This window comes from Hymenobacter glaciei, assembly GCF_039539585.1.
GTDB classification, from domain to species: Bacteria; Bacteroidota; Bacteroidia; order Cytophagales; family Hymenobacteraceae; genus Hymenobacter; species Hymenobacter glaciei.
The window spans coordinates 130,918-152,786 of record NZ_BAABDK010000031.1; the positions used below are offsets into that span (position 1 = coordinate 130,918).

The 21,869-nt window shown below is 58.3% G+C and carries 20 protein-coding genes; 13 read left to right on the forward strand and 7 right to left on the reverse strand.

What is annotated here, in order from left to right; all coding sequences use genetic code 11:
* Positions 1-106: 106 nt before the first annotated feature.
* Positions 107-1,021 carry a lysophospholipid acyltransferase family protein gene (locus ABD837_RS20335; protein WP_345058267.1) on the reverse strand — a complete coding sequence of 305 codons (915 nt, stop codon included), beginning with the start codon at positions 1,019-1,021 and terminating at the stop codon, positions 107-109.
* A gap of 2 nt (positions 1,022-1,023) precedes the next feature.
* Entirely contained in the window at positions 1,024-1,896 is an 873-nt protein-coding gene (locus tag ABD837_RS20340) for a hypothetical protein (RefSeq protein ID WP_345058269.1), read from the reverse strand.
* 121 nt (positions 1,897-2,017) lie between these two features.
* Here ABD837_RS20340 and ABD837_RS20345 point away from each other — a divergent pair, with 121 nt between their 5' ends.
* From ABD837_RS20345 to ABD837_RS20365, 5 genes are all read left to right on the forward strand, one after another.
* Positions 2,018-2,692 carry a WbqC family protein gene (locus tag ABD837_RS20345; RefSeq protein ID WP_345058271.1) on the forward strand — a complete coding sequence of 225 codons (675 nt, stop codon included), beginning with the start codon at positions 2,018-2,020 and terminating at the stop codon, positions 2,690-2,692.
* 161 nt (positions 2,693-2,853) lie between these two features.
* Complete coding sequence (locus tag ABD837_RS20350) at positions 2,854-5,469, forward strand: ATP-dependent Clp protease ATP-binding subunit (protein ID WP_345058273.1); 2,616 nt, start codon at positions 2,854-2,856, stop codon at positions 5,467-5,469.
* An 88-nt stretch (positions 5,470-5,557) separates the two neighbouring features.
* Positions 5,558-5,983: a hypothetical protein gene (locus ABD837_RS20355; protein WP_345058274.1), complete on the forward strand. Its 426-nt coding sequence runs from the start codon at positions 5,558-5,560 to the stop codon at positions 5,981-5,983.
* Between the two features lie 128 nt (positions 5,984-6,111).
* Positions 6,112-8,271 carry a S9 family peptidase gene (locus tag ABD837_RS20360; protein WP_345058276.1) on the forward strand — a complete coding sequence of 720 codons (2,160 nt, stop codon included), beginning with the start codon at positions 6,112-6,114 and terminating at the stop codon, positions 8,269-8,271.
* Positions 8,272-8,509: 238 nt separating this feature from the next.
* Complete coding sequence (locus ABD837_RS20365) at positions 8,510-10,078, forward strand: acyl-CoA carboxylase subunit beta (protein WP_345058278.1); 1,569 nt, start codon at positions 8,510-8,512, stop codon at positions 10,076-10,078.
* A gap of 1 nt (position 10,079) precedes the next feature.
* On the opposite strand, the gene ABD837_RS20370 is transcribed toward ABD837_RS20365, so the two are convergent.
* Positions 10,080-10,373: a hypothetical protein gene (locus ABD837_RS20370; RefSeq protein WP_345058280.1), complete on the reverse strand. Its 294-nt coding sequence runs from the start codon at positions 10,371-10,373 to the stop codon at positions 10,080-10,082.
* Between the two features lie 59 nt (positions 10,374-10,432).
* Between ABD837_RS20370 and ABD837_RS20375 the strand changes: the two genes are divergently transcribed.
* Complete coding sequence (locus ABD837_RS20375; RefSeq protein ID WP_345058282.1) at positions 10,433-11,503, forward strand: M42 family metallopeptidase; 1,071 nt, start codon at positions 10,433-10,435, stop codon at positions 11,501-11,503.
* A gap of 114 nt (positions 11,504-11,617) precedes the next feature.
* Positions 11,618-12,427 (forward strand): ABC transporter substrate-binding protein, encoded by an 810-nt coding sequence (locus ABD837_RS20380; protein ID WP_345058284.1) that lies wholly within the window; start codon positions 11,618-11,620, stop codon positions 12,425-12,427.
* Here the strand turns inward: ABD837_RS20380 and ABD837_RS20385 are convergent.
* A complete protein-coding gene (locus ABD837_RS20385) occupies positions 12,411-13,655 on the reverse strand; it encodes a 3-phosphoshikimate 1-carboxyvinyltransferase (protein ID WP_345058286.1) in 1,245 nt (414 codons plus the stop codon). The two genes, ABD837_RS20380 and ABD837_RS20385, sit on opposite strands and share 17 nt — an antisense overlap.
* Before the next feature lie 108 nt (positions 13,656-13,763).
* Positions 13,764-14,810: a 3-dehydroquinate synthase gene (gene aroB, locus ABD837_RS20390; protein WP_345058288.1), complete on the reverse strand. Its 1,047-nt coding sequence runs from the start codon at positions 14,808-14,810 to the stop codon at positions 13,764-13,766.
* Between the two features lie 112 nt (positions 14,811-14,922).
* Between aroB and ABD837_RS20395 the strand changes: the two genes are divergently transcribed.
* Complete coding sequence (locus ABD837_RS20395) at positions 14,923-15,372, forward strand: hypothetical protein (protein WP_345058290.1); 450 nt, start codon at positions 14,923-14,925, stop codon at positions 15,370-15,372.
* Between the two features lie 35 nt (positions 15,373-15,407).
* Positions 15,408-15,836: a hypothetical protein gene (locus tag ABD837_RS20400; protein WP_345058292.1), complete on the forward strand. Its 429-nt coding sequence runs from the start codon at positions 15,408-15,410 to the stop codon at positions 15,834-15,836.
* Positions 15,837-15,852: 16 nt separating this feature from the next.
* Here ABD837_RS20400 and ABD837_RS20405 read toward each other — a convergent pair whose 3' ends face one another.
* Positions 15,853-16,980 carry a chorismate mutase gene (locus tag ABD837_RS20405; protein ID WP_345058294.1) on the reverse strand — a complete coding sequence of 376 codons (1,128 nt, stop codon included), beginning with the start codon at positions 16,978-16,980 and terminating at the stop codon, positions 15,853-15,855.
* A 135-nt stretch (positions 16,981-17,115) separates the two neighbouring features.
* On the opposite strand from ABD837_RS20405, the gene ABD837_RS20410 reads away from it, so the two are divergent.
* Both ABD837_RS20410 and ABD837_RS20415 read left to right on the forward strand, forming a co-directional pair.
* Complete coding sequence (locus tag ABD837_RS20410) at positions 17,116-18,315, forward strand: proline dehydrogenase family protein (protein WP_425554363.1); 1,200 nt, start codon at positions 17,116-17,118, stop codon at positions 18,313-18,315.
* 216 nt (positions 18,316-18,531) lie between these two features.
* Complete coding sequence (locus tag ABD837_RS20415; RefSeq protein ID WP_345058298.1) at positions 18,532-18,900, forward strand: hypothetical protein; 369 nt, start codon at positions 18,532-18,534, stop codon at positions 18,898-18,900.
* Positions 18,901-18,999: 99 nt separating this feature from the next.
* Here the strand turns inward: ABD837_RS20415 and ABD837_RS20420 are convergent, their stop codons facing one another.
* Positions 19,000-19,725 (reverse strand): RDD family protein, encoded by a 726-nt coding sequence (locus ABD837_RS20420; RefSeq protein ID WP_345058300.1) that lies wholly within the window; start codon positions 19,723-19,725, stop codon positions 19,000-19,002.
* 168 nt (positions 19,726-19,893) lie between these two features.
* Here ABD837_RS20420 and ABD837_RS20425 point away from each other — a divergent pair, with 168 nt between their 5' ends.
* Both ABD837_RS20425 and ABD837_RS20430 read left to right on the forward strand, forming a co-directional pair.
* Positions 19,894-20,880 carry a stage II sporulation protein M gene (locus tag ABD837_RS20425; protein ID WP_345058302.1) on the forward strand — a complete coding sequence of 329 codons (987 nt, stop codon included), beginning with the start codon at positions 19,894-19,896 and terminating at the stop codon, positions 20,878-20,880.
* Positions 20,881-20,909: 29 nt separating this feature from the next.
* The gene (locus tag ABD837_RS20430) at positions 20,910-21,863 is read left to right on the forward strand and encodes a hypothetical protein (RefSeq protein ID WP_345058304.1); all 954 of its coding nucleotides are present in this window, start codon (positions 20,910-20,912) and stop codon (positions 21,861-21,863) included.
* The last annotated feature ends 6 nt before the right edge of the window (positions 21,864-21,869 follow it).

The window sequence follows — 21,869 nt, forward strand, 5'->3', positions numbered from 1 at the left end:
AAGTAAAAGGGTGTCACATCTTCTCAAAAGGCTTTGTCACAAGTTAGGCTGGTCGCTGAGGGTAGACGGATTGTTTCGTCGTGACTTCTCGCAATGACAGGCTACCCTACCGTTTGTGCTTCCATCTTCTGTGTGTCCACAGATATTGTTCGGGCGAGGCGCGCATGTCCGTTTCCAGTTGTCGGGCAAAAGCTTCGGTGACGGGAAACGTGCCGGCCGGCGCCACCTTAGCCACGCGGCCATCGGGTAGTTCGCTGAAGGTGACTTCGTAGTACCCGCGCCGTACTCGCTGAATTCCAATGTAAACTAAAGCACAGTCGAACTGCACGGCCAGGCGGTCGGCGCTGGTATAGAAGCTGGTGTCCTGGTTGAGGAACTGGGTCCAGTAAGGACGGTCTTCGGGGCCGGCAGCCTGGTCGGTAAGCAGGCTGAGGATACGACCTTCGCCGCGATGGGCCACCATGTAGCGCAGCGTGGCCAGCATTGGCACGGCATCGGCCCCGAGGCGGGTGCGCAGGCGGCGCGTGAAATGCTCAAAAAACAGGTTGTTCAACGGCTTGTACACACCGGCGGCCCGACCGGGGAATTCCAGCTCTGCGCCGTTTAGGAGCCACTCCCAGTTGCCCATGTGTGAGCCCAACGCCAGCACCAACCGGTTTTCAGCGAAGTGGTTCGTCATAACCTCCGGGTTGGTGAAGTGCATGCGCGGCCGCAGCTCTTCGGACGAAATGGCGGCGGCCTTCAAAATCTCAACCACTACCTGGGAAAAGTGCCGGTAAAAAGCCTTGCCCGTGCGTTCGATTTCGGCCGGTGTTTTCTCCGGAAAAGAATTGCGCAGATTTTCCGTAACCACACGCCAGCGGTAGCGCACCACGTAAGCCAGCAGCACATAAATAACTTCTGCCAACACATATAGTACGGCCAACGGCAGGTGCGCCAGCCCCAGCAGCAGCCAGCGCACCGGCTCGAAGTACCAGGCATAGGGCCGGGCGGTGGTTGCCATCGTTCCTTTTATGGCCATACCTAGCGGGCGGCCGGCGCCCCGGCAGGCGCATAATCGGCCGTGTTGCGCTGGCCAATGGCGCGGTGGCCGGCAATTAGCTTTTTGTTACCGGGGCCACCATACACTTCTATAAACAGTGTGAACGGCCCGTCGGGCAACGGCCCAAAAGGCAACTGGCCCACTACGGTGGTCGGCCGTCCAGCCTGGGGCGTGAGCTCGCCGTCGGCATCGGCGGCCGAACCGTCGGGGGTGGTAAGGTGGTAATGCACGCGCAGGGCCGGACTGGCTGGGGCGTTGTGCAGCTCGGTGTAGAAAAACAGATTTTCAGCCCCGCGTCCGTAGCTACCGCCGGGCGTGCGGGTGAGGCGGTAGCCGCCCCGGCCAAAGTTGTCGTCGCTAGCTCCGCGCACAGCCGGGCGGGCCAACAGTACCACATCGCTGAGGAACGGGCTAGTAGCCGGCGTTTCCAACACCAACGGTTTCTCAACAATAGTTTCGCCGTTGGCACTCTTGTACTGGTCCTTCACCATACCACGTAGGGTGTACTTACCATCGGGGAGCTGCACGCGCTTGAGGAAGCTCAACGGATTTTTGATGGCAATGGTGGTATCGTTGAGCACCGGTGGCTTCAGGGTAATGACTTCGTGGTAGGCAGGCTTGCCGTCGGCCTTCAAAATATCGAGCGTAACCACGGCCGACGATTGGAACGAGCGCGGCGCCCGCTGCCGGTAGGTAAGCGGCTGCGTAGGCACGGTCACATATATTTCCACTTCCGCCCCTCTCACCACCTTATCGAGGTTGCGGAAGCGGGCTACATCGAGCAGCAGCTGCGGCGGCCCGGCCTGGGCAACCAGCGTGGTAAAGGTGGCCAGCAAGGTGAGAAGGTAACGCATGGGGCAAAAGTACGGTAATGGAAAAGGACGCATTACGCCAACGCCATGCCAAGTGCCGCGCGGCCTGACGTTCTTTTGCAGCGGCGCGGCTTTGGTCCTGCCTTAGTCGTCCTTCCCCACCATGATTATCCTCACCGAACTCCATTACCACCCGCCGGCGCACTTTTTTGCCGCGCTGCTGCACGCCGATGGCCTGCTGCTCGAAGCGCACGAGCACTACCGCAAGCAAACCTACCGCAACCGCTGCCTCATCCGCACGGCGCAGGGGGTGCAGCCGCTCACCGTGCCGGTACTCGATGGCAACCGCGCCGAAAAGGTGAGCATTGCCGAAATAGAAATCGACTACCGCCAGAACTGGATTCACCGCCACTGGCGCACACTGCAAACCGCCTACGGCAACAGCCCGTACTTTGAATATTACGCCGACTACCTGCACGATATTTACGTACAGAAACCCGGGCGCCTCTTCGACCTGAACCAGCAGTTTTTGCAGCTCATGCTGAAGTGCTTTCGGCTGCCGCTGCCCGTGCACCTTACCTCCGAATACCACGCGCACTACCCGGCGCAACCTTCTGCGCAAAATCCCAGTCTACCTACTAGCCAGCCTGTCGTAGCCGACTGCCGCGACTGGTTGACACCCAAAGCCGCCTCGATTTCCCCGAAACCTGACACTCCGGCAGCCTCAGCCCTCGTGCGGCCCTATCCGCAAGTGTTTGGCCCAGGTTTTGAGCCCGGCCTGAGTGTGCTGGACCTGTTGTTTTCGCAGGGCCCGGCAGCCGGCCAGTTTTTGCAATAGCCTGCAAATATTGGCCATTAGTTGAATTACTGGTTATGTACCTTATTTTGGTTCGAACCATCGCCCGAACCGGCTTGTTTTCAAGTCACCCCGGCCCAACCCGTCGTTCGTGTTACTCGCCCGACGCGGGGCTTACTTGATTTTTCACTACGTTTATTGGCATGGAAGCTAAATTCTCAAACCGCGTCAAGGAGGTGATTTCCCTCAGCCGGGAGGAAGCCATCCGTCTCGGGCACGACTACATCGGCACCGAGCACCTGCTCCTGGGCATGATTCGCGAAGCCGAAGGCACCGCCCTTGGCCTGTTGCGCAAGCTGGGCGTGAGCATCGACGAGCTAAAATTCTCGCTCGAACAGGCCACCCGGAACACCGCGACGCAGGGCACCAGCATTACCGGCTCGATTCCGCTCACCAAGCAAACCGAGAAGGTGTTGAAAATCACCTACCTCGAAGCCAAGATTTTCAAGTCGGAAATTATTGGTACTGAACATCTCCTGTTGTCCATCCTGCGCGATGAGGACAACATTTCTTCCCAAATTCTCAGCAAATTCAACGTGAACTACGAAACTGTGCGCGACTCGCTGGATTACCACGGTAATGCCGGTGCTGCCCCGCAAAACCGTACCCCCGACACGGACGACGACGACAACGATCGCCTCTTTGGGGCTTCGGGACCCGGCGGAGGCCGTGGGGCTGGCGCTGGTGCCGGTGCTGCCAAAAAGCCCGGCGAAAAGTCGCGCACTCCGGTGCTCGACAACTTTGGCCGCGACCTCACCAAACTGGCTGAGGACGATAAGCTCGACCCCATTGTAGGCCGCGAGAAAGAAATTGAGCGCGTGGCCCAGATTCTGAGCCGCCGCAAAAAGAACAACCCCATCCTCATCGGTGAGCCCGGCGTGGGCAAAACGGCCATCGCCGAAGGCCTGGCCCTGCGCATTATTCAGAAAAAGGTAAGCCGCGTGCTCTTTAACAAGCGCGTGGTGACGCTCGACTTGGCTTCACTGGTGGCTGGCACCAAGTACCGTGGCCAGTTTGAGGAGCGCATGAAAGCCGTGATGAACGAGCTGGAGAAGTCGCCCGACGTGATTCTATTCATCGACGAGTTGCATACCATTGTGGGCGCCGGTGGTGCTTCGGGTTCGCTCGATGCTTCGAACATGTTCAAGCCGGCTCTGGCCCGCGGCGAGATTCAATGCATCGGCGCCACCACGCTGGACGAGTACCGTCAGTACATCGAGAAGGACGGCGCTTTGGCCCGTCGATTCCAGATGGTAATGGTGGACCCCACTACGCCCGAGGAAACCATCGAAATCCTGCACAACATCAAGGACAAGTACCAGGACCACCACCACGTGGTGTATACCGACAAGGCCATTGAGCAGTGTGTGATGCTGTCGGACCGTTATATGTCGGACCGTTTCCTGCCGGACAAGGCCATCGACATTCTCGATGAAGCCGGTGCCCGCGTGCACATCAACAACATTGTGGTGCCCGAGGACATTCTCACGCTCGAAGAGCAGATTGAGAACATCAAAGGCGAGAAAAACCGCGTGGTGAAATCGCAGAAATACGAGGAAGCTGCTAAGCTCCGCGACACCGAGAAGAAACTTCTGGACCAACTTGAAACGGCTAAAAAAAGCTGGGAAGAGGAGACCAAGAAGAAGCGCTACACGGTGAAGGAGGAAAACGTGGCTGAAGTTATCGCCATGATGACCGGCATCCCCGTTTCGCGCGTGGCCCAGAACGAAAGCCAGAAACTCCTCAACATGAACGAGGAGCTGCAAGGCAAAGTAATTGGCCAGGACAAAGCCATTAAGCAGCTGGTGAAAGCCATTCAGCGCACCCGCGTTGGCTTAAAGGACCCCAAGAAGCCCATCGGTTCGTTCGTGTTCCTCGGCCCGACGGGCGTGGGTAAAACGGAGCTAGCCAAGGTGCTTGCCACATACCTGTTCGACAAGGAAGATGCGCTGGTACGCGTCGATATGTCGGAATACATGGAGAAATTCAGCGTATCGCGCCTAGTAGGCGCACCTCCCGGCTACGTGGGCTACGAAGAAGGCGGCCAGCTGACGGAGAAAATCCGCCGCAAACCGTACTCGGTTATCCTGCTCGACGAGATTGAGAAGGCGCACCCAGACGTGTACAACCTGCTTCTGCAGGTGCTGGACGACGGCATCCTCACCGATGGTCTGGGCCGCAAGGTGGACTTCCGGAACACCATCATCATCATGACCTCGAACATTGGGGCGCGTGACTTGCAGGACTTCGGCGCCGGCATCGGCTTCGGCACCAAGGCCCGCCAGGACAACCTAGATGAGCTGACCAAGAGCACCATCACCAACGCGCTGAAGAAAACCTTCTCGCCCGAGTTCCTCAACCGTTTGGATGACGTCATCGTCTTCAACTCGCTGGACAAAAAGGACATTCACAAAATCATCGACATCAGCTTGGCCAAGCTCCTCTCGCGGGTTCAAGCCCTCGGCTACCGTGTCGAGTTGACGGAAGCTGCCAAGGACTTCGTAGCCGACAAAGGCTACGACCCCAAGTACGGTGCCCGTCCGCTGAACCGTGCCATCCAGAAGTACATCGAAGACCCGATTGCCGAGGAAATCCTCAAAGCCCAGGTTGTACACGGCGACGTTATCACCGCCGATTACACCGAAGGCGCAGAGGAACTGGTTTTCGCTGTGAGCAAGAGCGGCGAGGTGCAGAACCTCGCCAGCGACGAGCGCCCGGCCGACAAGCCAGAAGCTCCCGATGCTGACACGAAGAAATAAGTGCTAGCAAGCGAACGTTAGAGGGCTGGTTTCCGCAAGGGAGCCAGCCCTTTCTTTGCGAGTATTCTTTCACCCATACCCTTTCACTATGTTCAAAACACACTTTCATTCTTTCGCAATTGCCCTGCTGCTGGCCCTGCCAGTAGCCGTTAGTGCCCAAGACCAGAAGCCAGAAGCGCCTTATAACGCTCAGCTAATTGTTCGTCAGCCCGAAATCGGGCAGGGCAGCCCTTCGTTTGTGCCTTCGCCGCAGGTACGCGGCATGAAGGCACTTTCGGATGGCAAAGTCTATTTGGTGTCTACTGATAACAAACAGCTGCTGGCATACCAGGGCAACCGCTTGGCATGGAAGGCCGATGTGGTAGGCTCGTGCCCTACTGTTGTCGGCCCACGAAAAATCAGCAAAGTGCTGCTGGGGCCCAAAACGATTCTGGTAACAGTTGGCGAGCGCACATTTGCCGAGGTTGATACGGCTACCGGCAAAGTAAAAGTGGCCGACGGACAGAAGGGCTAACCACCTTTCATATGGCAATTAGCAGCCGGCTCCTAAGAAAGGGGCCGGCTTTTTTGCGCCTATGCATTACCTTGCTGCTTGATATAGACCATCCTAACTACAATCGCTGTACTTCTCGCCTTCTTCTTATGAATTTTCTTCAACGAATGGCCCTCGCTGGGGCAGGTGCGGCTTTAGCCAGCGGTGGAGCACTTGCGCAAACGGCCCCGGCAGCTCCGCCAATGGCGCCTATCAAGCCCAAAGTTTTTACTGATTTCGGTATTCAGCGCACCGATAACTATTACTGGTTGAATAAGCCAACCGACCCGGCCGTTCTCAAATACCTGAACGCCGAGAACACCTACTACGACCAGCAAATGGCCGCTACGGTGCCTTTGCAGAAGAAGCTGGCCCAGGAAATCAAGAACCGCATCAAGCAGGAGGATGCCACCGAGCCCTACCGCGACAACGGCTACTACTACTACTCGCGCTACGAGTTTGGGCGCGAATACCCCATTTATTGCCGCAAGAAGGGCAGCACCATTGGCACCGAGGAAATTGTGCTGAATGGCGACGAGATGGGCAGCAGCCAAAAGTATTTTCAGATTGGCGACTGGGCTGTGAGCGACAACAACCAGTTGCTGGCGTTCTCGACCGATACCGTGAGCCGCCGCCTCTTCACCCTGCATTTCCGCAACCTGGCCACGGGCAAAGACTACCCCGAGCGCATTCAGAATACCGGCGGCGAAATGGCGTGGGCGACCGATAACAAGACGGTGTTCTACACCCGCAAGGACGTGACCACGCTGCTGCCCTACCAGGTGTACCGCCACGTGCTGGGCACCGACCCGAAGAATGACGCCCTCGTGTACGAAGAGAAGGACAACACCTTTAACGTGCACATCAACCGCTCGAAATCGAAGAAATACATTGGCATTAACCTGGTTAGCTCGCTGTCGTCGGAGTACCGCTACCTCGATGCGGCCGTGCCCACCGACATGCCCAAGGTGTTTCAGCGCCGCGAGAAGGACCACCTCTACGACGTGGAGCACCTGGCCGACAAGTTCTACATCCGCACGAACCTGGGCGCACCCAACTACCGCCTGATGGTAACCCCCGTGACGGCTACCGGCAAGTCGGCCTGGGCCGATGCCCTCACCCGCCACCCCGAAATATTTCTCGAGCGCTTCGAGTTGTTCAGCAGCCACGTGGTGCTGAACGAGCGCAAAGGCGGCCTGCGCCAGCTAAAGGTGGTGAGCCTGAAGGACAAGCAGGAGCACTACATTCAGTTCGAAGAGCCGGCTTACACCGCCACCATCGGCGTGAATGCCGAGATGGACACGCCGGTGCTGCGCTACAACTACACCTCGCTCACCACACCGGCTTCCATTTTTGAGTACGACATGAGCAGCCATACCAGCACCTTGGTAAAGGAGCAGCCGGTGCTGGGCAACTATAATAAGTTCGACTACGTGACGGAGCGCGTGTTCGTGAAATCGCGCGACAACAAGTTCATTCCCATGGCCCTGGTGTATAAGAAAGGCACCAAGCTCGATGGCAGCGCCCCGCTGCTGCAATACGCCTACGGCTCTTACGGATTGTCACAGGACCCCACCTTCAGCGCCGCGCGCTTGAGCCTGCTCAACCGCGGGTTTGTGTACGCGCTATGCAACATCCGCGGCGGACAGGAAATGGGCCGGCAGTGGTTTGAAGACGGACGCATGGCGCACAAAATCAACAGCTTCAACGACTTTGTTGATTGCTCGGAATACCTCACCCATCCGCAGGACGTGCGCGTGGGCAACGCGACGGTTAAGAAGCAGTTCACCGCCAAAGACAAGCTGTTTGCCATGGGCGGCAGCGCCGGTGGCCTGCTCATGGGCGCCGTGGTGAACATGCGCCCCGACCTGTACAAAGGCGTGATTGCTGCCGTACCGTTTGTGGACGTGGTAACGACCATGTCGGACCCGAGCATCCCGCTTACCACCAGCGAGTACGACCAGTGGGGTAACCCCGCCAACGAGGAGGAATTCAAGTACATGTTCTCTTACTCGCCCTACGACAACGTAGAAAAGCAGGTCTACCCCAACATGCTCGTTACCACGGGCTTGCACGATTCGCAGGTGCAGTATTTTGAGCCAGCCAAGTGGGTGGCGAAGCTCCGCACCATGAAGACGGACAAGAACGTGCTGCTGCTGCACACCGATATGGCCGCTGGCCACGGCGGGGCCTCGGGCCGCTTCAAGTCGATTGACGACACGGCGCGGCAGTTTGCGTTTATGCTGATGCTGATGGGCAAGACGCTGTAGTATAAGCGCTTGCCTGGGCGTCGCTAGCACGTCATGCTGAGCGAAGTCGGAGCATCTCTACCGAAGCAGTAATTGATTTTACTCTCGCGGTAGAGATGCTTCGACTTCGCTCAGCATGACGTTCTTTTTTCTTTCCACTCCTCCTCACCTAAAACCCGCCGCCCCATAATCTACCCGTAACCTACCTTTGGGCTTCAATTCCCGCGCACTCCTCCCACCCGCGCGCTTAGCCCTGCTCATGCCCGACCCGCACGCCCACGCCCACCTCTCCAAAACCGAATTGCTGGCCCGTAAAAACGAAGAAGCCCTCCTTGGGGGCGGTCAGGCCCGCATTGATGCCCAACACAAAAAAGGCAAGCTCACCGCCCGCGAACGGGTTGATTTGTTAATGGACGAAGGCTCGTTCGAGGAAATTGGCAAATTTGTGATGCACCGCTCCAAGGACTTTGGCCTGGATAAGGAGCATTACCTCGGCGATGGCGTGATAACGGGCTACGGCACCATCAACGGCCGCTTGGTGTACGTTTTCTCGCAGGATTTCACCGTTTTCGGTGGTTCGCTGAGCGAAACGCACGCCGAGAAAATCGTAAAAATCATGGACCTGGCCATGAAGAACGGCGCACCCGTTATTGGCCTGAACGACTCCGGGGGTGCCCGCATCCAGGAAGGGGTGGTGAGCCTAGGTGGCTACGCCGACATCTTCTATAAGAATACTTTGGCTTCGGGCGTGGTGCCGCAGCTTTCGGCCATTATGGGGCCGTGCGCGGGCGGCGCAGTGTACTCGCCCGCCATCACGGACTTTATTCTGATGGTGGAGCACACGAGCTACATGTTCGTGACCGGCCCCAACGTGGTGAAAACCGTGACCCATGAGGAGGTAACCAGCGAAGAGCTCGGCGGCGCCAGCACCCACTCGGCCAAGAGCGGCGTCACGCACTTCAGCTGCGCCAACGAGGTGGTGGCCATCAACCACATCAAGCAGCTGCTGAGCTACATGCCCCAGAACTGCGAGGAAACTGCCCCTGCGCAGCCCTACGAGGCCAGCAGCGACGAAAGCCGCCCGGTGCTGGATAAGCTGATTCCAGAGAATGCCAACCAGCCCTACGACATGCGCGAGGTGATTGAAGGTATCATCGATGTCAACTCCTTCCTGGAAGTCCACCAGAACTTTGCCGAAAACATTGTGGTGGGCTTTGCGCGGCTGGCGGGCCGTAGCATTGGCATCGTGGGCAACCAGCCGGCCGTGCTGGCCGGTGTGCTCGACATCAATGCCAGCACCAAAGCCGCTCGCTTCGTGCGCTTCTGCGATGCGTTCAATATCCCGCTGCTGGTGCTGGAAGACGTGCCCGGCTTCCTGCCCGGCACCGACCAGGAGTGGCGCGGCATCATCACCAACGGCGCCAAGCTGCTTTACGCCTTCTGCGAGGCCACCGTGCCGCGCATCACCGTGATTACCCGCAAAGCCTACGGGGGAGCCTATGACGTGATGAACTCCAAGCACATCGGTGCCGATATGAACTACGCTTGGCCCACCGCCGAAATCGCGGTGATGGGTGCCAAGGGCGCGGCCGAAATCATCTTTAAGCGTGAGATTGCCACGGCTGAGGACCCGGCTGCCAAGCTGCAGGAAAAGGTAGATGAGTACCAGGAGAAGTTTGCCACGCCCTACCGCGCCGCCCACCGCGGCTTCGTAGACGAGGTAATTCTACCCTCGCAGACGCGCCAGAAGCTGATTCGCGCCTTCAAGATGCTGGAGAACAAAGTGGACACTATGCCGCGTAAGAAGCACGGCAACATTCCGTTGTAGTTTATTCTAAAAAGGTGCTCATGAATCCATCATCCCCATACTTTGCACCTCTTGTTTTTTTATTCGTTGGGTTGGTGGTTGTTTTTGTAGCGCCTTTCTTGGGTTTTGGCTCAAGACTTCTTTCTAGCTTCGCCTTTGCTAGTTCTAAGCTCAATAGCCCAGACGTAAATACACTTTCAAAGCCTGTTACGAAGCACATTCGCGCTATTGGAATTGTAACGATGTTAGGGGCACCAATCTCAACAATAAGCTTAACAGCCGCTTTAACATTTGTTAATCTTGTTGTTGTCGGCATATCAATCAAATTATTAATTACAGTTTCCAGAGCGTTCCAATCCCGAGCCTAATTTTACTATGCGTCCCGAATCCTTCGAATTCCTCCGAAACTACCTCAACAACCCCTCCCCCACCGGCTTCGAAAAGGAAGGCCAGAAACTGTGGCTGGAATACATCAAGCCGTACATCGACGAGTATTTCGTGGATACCTACGGCACGGTGGTGGGTGTAATTAACCCCGAAGCGAAATACAAGGTCGTGATTGAGGCCCACGCCGACGAGATTTCCTACTTCGTGAATTACATCACCAAGGAAGGCTATCTCTACTTGCGCCGCAACGGCGGCTCCGACCCGCTGGTAGCACCCAGCAAGCGGGTGAATATTTTCGGGGAGAAGGGCATCGTGAAGGGCATTTTTGGCTGGCCCGCCATTCACGTGCGCAAAGTCGAGCAGGACAAAGCCCCGACCATCGAAACCGTGTTTCTGGACTGCGGCGCCAGCAGCGCCGACGAAGTGGCCGAAATGGGCATCCACGTGGGTTCGGTGGTGACGTTTGAGGACGAGTTTACGGTACTAAACGAAAAGTTTTACGTGGGCCGCGCCCTCGACAACCGCGTGGGCGGCTTCATGATTGCCGAGGTAGCGCGCATGCTCAAAGAGAACGACAAGAAGCTTCCCTTCGGTCTCTACATCGTGAACGCGGTGCAGGAGGAAATTGGCTTGCGCGGCGCCGAAATGGTGGCCCACCGCATCAACCCCGACGTGGCCATCATTACGGACGTGACGCACGACAGCCAGTCGCCAATGTATGAGAAAAAGACAGCCGGCGACATCAGCTGCGGCAAAGGCCCGGTGATTACCTACGGCCCCGCCGTGCAGAACAACCTGCGCGACCTCATCATCGACACGGCTAAGCAGGCCGAAATACCCTTCCAACGCGCCGCTGCTACCCGCGCCACCGGCACCGATACCGATGCGTTCGCCTACTCCGGTTCGGGTGTGGCCTCAGCCCTAATTTCGCTGCCCCTGAAATATATGCACACCACCGTCGAAACCGTGCACCGCGACGACGTGGACGGTGTGACGCGCCTGATTTACGAGACGCTGCTGCGCATCGAAGACGGCCACGATTTCCGGTATTTCAACTAGCGTTTTCTTTTTTATCCGTCATCCTGAACACGGTGAAGGACCTTATCACGACCGAGCAAATTGCCTCACCGTGATAAGGTCCTTCACTGCGTTCAGGATGACAGAATTTTTTACATGGATTTACCAGTTATTCCGTCCCTGCCCCTCAACGTAACCGACCAAATGGGCCGCCGCGTGGCGGTGCCGTTTCCGCCGCGCCGCATTGTATCGCTGGTACCGTCGCAGACGGAGCTGCTGTTCGATTTGGGGCTGGGCGAGAGGGTGGTGGGGGTCACGAAATTCTGCATTCACCCAGCCGATGCACGCACAAATGCCACAGTGATTGGCGGCACCAAAAACTTCAATTTCGAAAAAATAGCCGCCCTGAAGCCCGATTTAATCATCGGCAATAAGGAAGAGAATTACCAGGACGGAATCGAGCAATTAGCGACCAGCTACCCGGTCTGGCTCAGCGATATCAGCAATTTGACCGAGGCCCTGGACATGATTCGGCGCGTCGCCTTCATTGTTGGGGCCAAGGAAAAAGGCACTGCGCTGGCGGCCGACATTGAAGCCTCATTTGCAAACTTAGAAGCTACTGCAGCTGGGGAATCCCCTGATTCAGCAGCTTACTTCATCTGGCGCAAGCCCTACATGGCAGCCGCCACGGGCACATTTATCGACGACCTATTGCACCGGGCAGGCCTGGTGAATGCCTTCGCCGGGCTGAGCCGCTACCCGGAAATCACGGCCGAGCAATTGGCCGCGGCAAGGCCGCAGCGCATTTTGTTATCCTCCGAACCCTATCCGTTTGGCGAAAAGCATATGGCCGAGTTTCAAGCCATATGCCCGGCCGCGAAAATCGAGATTGTCGACGGTGAATTATTTAGCTGGTATGGCAGCCGGCTGCGACAATCGGCGGCGTATTTCAGTCAGCTTCGCTAACTGTAAAACCACTTTTTGCGAGTTCCTTCCAGAATTGCGGGTAGGATTTCCGCACCACGTTTGGCGCTTCAATGGTGAGCGGGCCACGCATGGCCAGCGGCGCAAAGGCCATGGCCATGCGGTGGTCGTGGTAGGTAGCCACCGATTGATTATCGACAACAAAACCAGTTGATTCGGCCCGGAAATGGCCTTCGCCCAGGTCACGTAGGTCGCCACCGAATTTGGCCAGTTCGGTTTGTAGCGCGGCAATGCGGTCGGTTTCCTTGATGCGCAAGCTTTCGAGGCCAGTCATCTCCACGGGACGGCCGAGGGCGGCTGCCACTACGGCCACCGTCTGGGCCAGGTCGGGGCAGTCGGTGAAATCGAGGGTTGGGGTTTCAGCTTGTTGCGGCAGCTGCACCTGGCGCAGGTGAACAGCTTCGGGCAGAAAGGTGGTTTCTACTCCGAGTAGCGTCATCATTCTCGCAATAGCCTGGTCGCCCTGCAAGGATTCGCGGCGCAGGCCGGGCAGCGTAATTTCGGAGCCCGCCGGGGCCAGCGCAACAAACGAGTACCAGTAGCTGGCCGCTGACCAGTCCGACTCCACGGAGTAATCGGTGGGCCGATAAGCATTGGGGCGCACCGTCAGCACGTCGCCCGCAGCCGAGTAATCAGCCCCGAAACGCTGCATTAGGGCCACCGTCATGTTGATGTAGGGGCGCGAGCCGATATGGCCCGTGAGTGTGAGGCGCAGACCACCGGGCAGGTACGGACCCACCATCAGCAGGGCCGAGATGTATTGGCTGCTGATGTCGCCACGCACCGATAGTGCGGTCGGCTCAGTTACATTGGCTGCCGCCGTGAAGCCGGCAATTTCCAGTGGCGGGTAGCCCTCGTTATTCAGGTAATTGATGCTGGCCCCGGCCTGGCGCAGCGCATCCACGAGCACCGCTATAGGCCGTTCCTGCATACGCGCCGTGCCGGTGAGGCGGCCGCGCCAGTCGGTGACAGCCAGGTAAGCTGTCAGGAAACGCATGACGGTGCCGGCATCCTCAGCGCTGAGGTCGGTGGTGCTGGGCGCGGCGGCCAGCAGGCGCATCATCAGCTGGGTATCGTTGGCATCGGAAAGGTTGCCGAGGGTACCGCCGCCGGCCAGGGCCTGCAGGATGAGGGCGCGGTTGGCTTCGCTTTTGGAAGCCGGGAGTTGGGCAGTGCCGCGCAGCGGCCCGCCAGTCCAGGAGAGGTGCATATTTTAGTTGTCAGTTGGTAGTTGGTAGTTGTCAGTCAGTTGGACGGTTGGTGAGCAGGCGCGGGCGAACGCCTGACAACGGACAACCTGCAACGGACAACCGGCCGGCTAGGCCTGCAGCCGGTGGTAGTAGCGCAGCGACTCGGCGATTTCGGCTACCGTTACGGGCTGGTCATATACCCCCTGGCCGATGCCGCTGAGCAGCGTGCAGTTGATGGTGGCACCCGCGTTTTTCTTGTCCTGGAGCGCAAATTCGGCGATGGCGTTGGTTTCCAGGGTCACGAAATCGAGCTTGTCGAACACCGAGAACACGAAGGTTTCGATTTTGTCGAGCTCTTCGGCGCTGAGCAGGCCGCGCTGCACCGAGAGCCAGCTTTCGCAAACCATGCCCGCCGCTACTGCCTCGCCGTGCAGGGCCTCGCGGCCGGGCTGGGTCAGCAGGTAGCTTTCGATGGCGTGCCCCACGGTGTGGCCGAAATTGAGCAGCTTGCGCGGGCCGGCCTCCAGGGGGTCGTCGGCCACGATGCGCTGCTTCAGCGCCACCGACTCCTGAATAATACTGGTCCAGTCGTCCGTCAGCCAGCCCAGGCGACGGTTGGTGTTGAATGCTTCGGCATCGGCAATAAGCCAGTGTTTCACGACTTCGGCGTAACCTGATTTGAGCTGACGCGGGTCGAGGGTTTCCAAAAACTTCGGCTCGATGAATACCCCGGCCGGCACCTGAAACACGCCCAACTGGTTTTTGTAGCCCTGAAAATCGACGCCCGTTTTGCCGCCCACGCTGGCATCGACCTGCGCCAGCAGCGTGGTGGGTACCTGCACAAAGCGGATGCCGCGCTTGTAGAGCGCCGCCGCGAAGCCCCCCAAATCGGTTACCACGCCACCACCCAGGTTCACGAGTACCGCGTGCCGGTCGGCGTGTTGGCCCGTGAGTTCGCACCACACGGTATCGCAGCTGGCGAGGGTTTTATATTCTTCGCCGGCGGGTATTTCAATGAGTTTGTAATCGGCCGGCAGGTGCGGCAGCAGCGCGGGCAGACATTGGCGGGCCGTGTTGCTGTCCACGAGCACAAACACGCGGCTCACGGCCGGGCGGTACAGTAATTCGGCTAGGGCCGGCAAAGCCCCGGAGCCGATGATGACGGAATTATCCATGCGGCAAAAGTCGGCACAAAAAGTTTCGGCCCGCGCAACCCGGCGGCGGCCACACCGGTCAGGGGGGTATAGGCACGTTTCCGGTCCTTTCTTTTCACCTTTTTTCTGCATCATGTACCAATCCTTTTCTTCCTTGCTTTTTGGCATCGTGCTGGTTGGGGTAGTCAGCCTCACGTCCTGTTCCAAAGACGCGGCAGCTCCTGCGGCTGCCCCTACTCAATTGCTGGTGGGCCAATGGCAACTGACGGCATCCACTAATGGCATGAACGGGCGCACCAGCCCGGCCGACCCCAACCAGCGCCGTGAACTCATTTTCACGGCCCAGCAAATGACCACTTTGGTCAACGGCACTGTCGTTAACACCACACCTTACTGGTTGGAACAGCGAAATTCACCCCTCACCCAGCACCTCGAAACGTATTTGGTAACCACTCACGATAGCATGCAGGTGCCTCAGAGGGTGCACGTCGACACTACCACGCTGAGCCTTGCTATCGATGCGTACGATGGCCCCAGCGTCACCTACCAGCGGGCCATGCCCTTGCTTTGCGGTACCCGCTAACCCGCCATCCCTTCGCACCTGTGCAGCTTAATGACATGAAAAAGTACGGTTTCATTTTGTCCAGCGTGGTAGCCATTGCCTTAACCAGCTGCCAATCAGATAAAGGCCCCGCACCCAGTAGCAGTCTCGAAGGCACCTGGCGGCTCACCAACCGCCAGTGCTACTGCCTACCCGGACCAGTACCCGACGAAACCGTGACTTTCACGCCTACCCGGTTCGTTTTTTACAAAGGCAACCGCGCAACACGGCTCGGCAGGCACAGCTTTACCACGGCGAGCCCGCCGTGCCTCAGTACTGGCACCGCAATTTCAGTGCTGCGTTTCGCCACGAAGCTGCAGTTCCCGGACTCGACTGCTAACACCTACTCGGCTGATGTGCGGTACAACGTCAGCAACAACACGCTGACGTTGGACTACGGCAGTCCCTGCGATTTTCCTCTCGACACCTACGAACGCGTACAATAGCGACTGCTGACCTCGATTAGAGCCCTGGCCCGAGGTGCTCGACACCGTCCACTTGTGGGCGGCCGTTGAGTACCTCGGTTTGTTTGCGGATGCTTTCGAGGTGGATGAGCTTGTAGAGCTCGGCCACGAATTTGGCGTTCACGTTCAACTTGCCGGCCCAGTCGGTGCGGGTTTGGAAGATTTCCTGCCAGCGGTCGAATTGCAGGATTTTCACGTTGTTCTCCTTCTTGTATTCGGCCAACTCCTCCACCAGGGCCATGCGGCGGGCCAGGGCTTCCACGATTTCACGGTCGGCCACGTCCATTTTCTGGCGCAACTCTTCGGCTTTGTTGAGGTATTCGGCATTGCTGCTCGAGCGGTAGCGGTATTTCAGCTCGTTCAGGATTTCGCCCAGGCGCGCGGGCGTCACTTGCTGCTCGGCGTCGCTCAGGGCGTGGTCGGGGTCGGGGTGGGTTTCAATGATGAGGCCGTCGTAATCGAGGTCGAGGGCCTTTTGGGAGATGGGCAGCAGCAAGTCGCGCCGGCCACCAATGTGGCTGGGGTCGCAAATGAGCGGAATGTGCGGGAAGCGCGTTTTTAGCTCGATGGGCAGAATCCAGGTGGGCGCGTTGCGGTAGCGGCTGGGGGCAAACGTGCTGAATCCCCTATGAATAGCCGCCAAGTCCGTAATGCCGGCGCGCTCCATGCGCTCGAGGGCGCCAGCCCACAGGGCCACGTCGGGATTCACCGGGTTTTTCACCATCACGGGCACGCCGGTGCCGGCCAGGGCGTCGGCCAGCTCCTGCACTGCGAAGGGGTTCACCGTGGTGCGCGCGCCAATCCAGAGCACGTCGATGCCGTGGGCCAGGGCTTCCTCCACGTGGCGCGGGGTGGCCACTTCAATGGCCGTTGGGATGCCGGTTTCGGCCTTCACGCGCTGCAGCCAGGGCAGCGCCACTACGCCCATGCCCTCGAACGAGCCCGGCCGGGTGCGCGGCTTCCAAATACCGGCCCGGAACAAGTCAATCTTGCCCAGGGCTTTCAGGCCGTGGGCAGTGGCCAACACCTGCTCCTCGGTTTCGGCTGAGCACGGACCCGCGATGAGAATGGGCTGCCCTTTTTGCGCCAGCAAGCGGGTGAAATACGTATCGGAAACAGAAGCCATGGAAACGAAGAAATAAACCTCCCGCGCCAATGCCGCGCGGGACCGCAAACCTAACTCTATCGGCCAAAAGGTTGTTTGCCTTTTACCTTCGTGTCCTCGTTTGCCCGCCTCACTCCCACCCCAGCCGCCCACCCAATGACGCCCGCCCCCGCTACTCAGGCCCCGCCCCTGTCCTTCGAAGACACCCGCGTGGCTTTCGCTTCAAAATCTGATTTCCAACTGCGCAAAGTGTACGGCCTATTTGCGGCCATGAACAACGGCACGCTGGTAAAAACCGGCAGCGGCCTGATGAAATCGGCCCTGAAGTGGGGCATCCCCGGTACCAAATTCCTCATCAAGCACAGCATTTTTGAACAGTTCTGCGGCGGTGAGACCATTGCCGAGTGCCGCCCTGTTACAACTGAGCTGGGCAAATACCACATCGGCACCATCCTCGACTACTCGGTGGAGGGCGAAGGTAGCGACGCCAGCTATGACCGCACCCGCGATGAGGTGCTGGCCACCATCGACGAAGCCCACCGCTCGGCCCACATTCCGTTCTCGGTCTTTAAGGTAACCGGCGTGGCCGACGTGGCTATTCTGGAGAAAATTCAAGCGGGCCAGCTGCTCACCCCTGCTGAGGAAGCCGCCCACAACCGCGCCCTGGCCCGCGTAGAGGCCCTGTGCGCCCGCGCCCACCAGCATGGCGTGCGCCTGTTCATCGATGCCGAGGAAAGCTGGTTTCAGCACACCATCGACCTGCTGACTTACGACATGATGGCCAAGTACAACCGCGAAAAGGCCATCGTCTGGAACACCTACCAACTCTACCGCCACGACCGCCTCGACGCCCTCAAGCAGGCCCACGACACCGCCGCCGAGGCCGGTTACTACCTGGGAGTCAAGCTGGTGCGCGGCGCCTACATGGAAAAAGAAGCCCGCGTGGCCAAGCAGCGCGGCCAGCAAAACCCCATCAACCCCACCAAGCAGGCCACCGACGACCTCTACGACGAGTCGTTGCGCTACTGCATCGACCACATCGACCGCATCAGCTTCTGCGCCGGCACCCACAACGAGGCCAGCTCGCTGCTGCTCACCCAGCTGATGCAGCAGGCCGGCCTGGCGCCCGGCGACCCCCGCGTGTGGTTTGCCCAACTCTACGGCATGAGCGACAACCTCACCTACAATTTGGCCAACGCTGGCTACAACACAGCCAAGTACCTGCCTTACGGTCCGGTTGCGGCAGTAATGCCTTACCTACTGCGCCGCGCCGACGAGAATACGGCCATTGCGGGCCAGACTAGTCGCGAATTTTTGCTAGTTCAAAAAGAGCTGCGCCGCCGCCAAAGCAACTAGCAAGGCAGGGACTACGGTCGAGCTAAACTGGGTTAAACCATCCTAAGACAGGACGAAAAACAGTCGAATGGCAATTTTCGGAACGATTGTGGCAGAGGGTTAGCCGCCTGGCTGAAAAATTTCGGCTCGATGGCGCTGCATTAAACAGCGCCGTCCGAGTAAAATTCACTAATTTTCAGCCCCCAAAACGGTTTTTTGCTCATCTTTCGTCCCACCATGATAGGTCGTATACGCACATATCTCATTCGCTATGCCCGGCTGCAAACCGGAACCGTAAGCTACCTCACTTTGGTGCAGGAAGCCGAATTGGGCCTGAACCTGGAGATTTCGCACGAAAAATCCCGTCTCAACGAAATGCTCGCGGAAATCTCGACCCAGGAACACGAAGCCGGTCACCCACCCCTGAGCTGCCTCGTGAAAGTGCAGGGCTCGAAAGGGCAGGGCGACAATTTCTACAAGCTGTGCGAAAAGATGGGCATGGGCGAATGGCGCAGCCTGAAACAGGATGAGGAATTCCTGAAAAACCTCATCCGCGATACCCGCCAGTTCTGGCGCGAGGAAGCCAATTTCCAGCAGTTCTCTTAGCAGCCTTTACCCCTGTTTAGATAGAAACGGCCGGCCCAGCAATGGGTTGGCCGTTTCTATGTATCGTGTGGCGAGTAGCTATAAAGCAATTTTTCTTGTTTAGCTCGCTCCTACCGCAACCAGATGGGCATGGTCGCGCAGCACCGTTTGCAGGAAGGGCAAATCAGGTACGTCGGTTCGAATGCCCGTAACCGCCTTTACTTTATTCGCGAGTTCATTCAGCAGCATGTAGTTTTCCTGGCGGCTGCCCTGGTACAGCAACTGGCGGATAAGCGCCACGTCGTGGTCGGTGAGGGTGGCTGCCTGGGCGAATACGGGCTGGTAGCCTTCCACCAGCGTGGCCTCGACCGCCAATGGATTGCGGGCCGCTGCCTTAGGCTTGAGAGTAATGACACCGGTGCCGGCAGCCAAATCGCCCAGCCGCTGCCCCCGGCCGTTGAGCAGGATGCTGACAAAGGCCAGTACTCCAAATGTCGACACTATTTCGAGGGGGCGCAGCAGCCACCGCAGCAGGTAGTCGCCGAGGCCGGCACGCGTACCGTCGAGGCGCACCACGCGCAGGTGGCGAGCCTTTTTGCCCAGCGACTGCCCATTGAAAAACACCTCGCAGGCCAGCATATAGAACGTGGTGGGCAGAAACATTAGAACCTGCCCGCCGCGCCCTTCCGGAGCAATGTGGTAATTACTGTTGAGTATGGCCCAGGCAATGAACCAGACCACATAGAGGCCATAATCGATAAGCGTAGCGAGAACACGCTCGCCGGTGCTGGCAATCTCGTATTCGAGCGTAACGTTTTGGGTGGTCTGGATGCGGATGGTACTCATGAGGGAGGCAGAAAAGCGGACTGTGCCTGGAGGAAAGGATGGGAACGCAATTAAAGCCAAGAAAAATACGGCGCGGGCCGCACATATGCCCGGTAGCAGGCAATTTTCGGCCGGCGGGCACGGTAACTTCCGGCTGGCACCCTACCTTTAAGCTCCTAACCACGCCCCATGCGCGAAGCTCTTTTCCTGCGGCAAAACCAGGCCCGCTGGCAGCACTACGAAACCCAACCTGCTGCCAGCCCCGACGAGCTGGCCGCCCGCTTCGTGGCCCTGACCGATGACCTGGCCTACGCGCAGACCTTTTACCCCAGCTCGCCCACTACGGCTTACCTCAACGGCCTGGCGGGGAAGCTGCACCAGGCCATTTACAAAAACAAGTCGGAGGCGCGCGGGCGTTTCGGGCATTTCTGGATGTACGAGCTGCCGCTGGTAGTAAGCCGCCACCAGCGCACGTTGGGCTGGACGCTGCTATTTTTTGTGCTTTGTACGGCGTTGGGAGCTCTTTCGGCGGCCTACGACGACTCGTTTGTGCGCAGCGTGCTCGGCGATGGCTACGTGAACATGACCCTCGAAAACATTCGGCGCGGCGACCCGATGGCAGTGTATAAGAGCGACGAGGAAACTTCTATGTTCCTGTTCATCACCTTCAACAACATCAAGGTGGCCCTCACGGCATTTGCCCTGGGCATGACGGCGGGCCTGGGCACAGCCGGTGCGTTATTCTTTAATGGGCTGATGCTGGGCTCTTTCCAGTACTTCTTTTACCAGCAGCGGCTGCTGGCCACGTCGGTGCTCACCATCTGGATTCACGGCACGCTGGAAATTTCGGCCATTGTGCTGGCGGGCGCGGCGGGCTTTGTGCTGGCCCAGGGCATTTTGTTTCCGGGGACGCACAGCCGCAGCGAGGCGCTGCGGCATTCGGCCCGCGAGGGCGGCAAGCTGGCCCTCGGGCTGGTGCCCATTTTCATGGTGGCCGGCTTCCTCGAAAGTTTTGTAACGCGCCACACCGAAATGCCGCTGGCCGCCAGCATCGCCATTATCAGTTGTTCGGCAGCATTTATTTTGTGGTATTTCGGCTGGTACCCGTGGCAGCTGCGGCGGCGCGGGGCCGCGCTGGCCGGCCAGCAAGCCGCAGGTACGCCGCCTGTATTGTAATTCGTTTTCTATTCTTCTTTCCTTTTTTGATGCGACTAGCCTTTACCCAGGAAGCCGACTTCCGCCAGCGGCGCGACTTCGGCCAGAAATTCTCGGCCACGTTTGATTTTATCGGTGCCCATTGGCGGGGCCTTGGGCAGGCGTTGCTTTACCTCGTGCTGCCAGCTGCCATTCTGCAGGGCATTGTGACGGGGTTGGTGCAAAATCAGATTCTCAGCAAAGTCGTCCAAGGGTCTGGTACCGGTACTAACCGGTTGCGCCAGATGGCAATGGTCACGGAGATGTACCAGTCGCCGTTTTACTGGGCAAACATTGTCGTGAGTGGCATATTTATCATGTTATTGGTACTCACTGTGTATGCCTACGTGAAATGCCTTCTGCGACCGATGCCCTCGTCTGAACCCATTTCCGTTCGCCAGGTGTGGGAGGTGGTGAAGCAGGAGTTCATTGGCTCGTACCTGTCCTATTTTGGTCTGCTATTCCTGGTGGGTATTGGATTTGTGTTTCTAGCCATTCCAGGCTTTTATCTGTCAGTAGCTTTTAGCCTGTTCTATATTACGAAAGTGGTAGAAGGAACAGGATTTGGCGAAACGTGTAGTCGCTGCCTGCGGCTGGTGCGCGGAAAGTGGTGGTCGACGTTTGGGTTGATGTTCCTGATGACCATGATGCTGGGCATTGCATTAGGCGTTTTCGGAGGCGTGCTATCTAGTATAGTGTACTTTCTGGCTGGCAGTTTTGGCTTGGTGCATACCAGCGAAGCAGGCTCGTCAACAGGATTGTTCACCGTCATTATCTCGGCACTGACTGGCTTGCTTAACATGTTTATTTACCCGCCACTGCTGTTGGCCCTTGCCTTTCAGTACTTCAACCTGGTAGAGCGCCGCGATGGCACCGGCCTGCACCAGCTGGTCGGTCAGATTGGCCAGGCGCCCGCACCGGTGCAAAACGCGGCCCTGCGCCCCGACGAGGAAGGCGAATACTAACCCCAG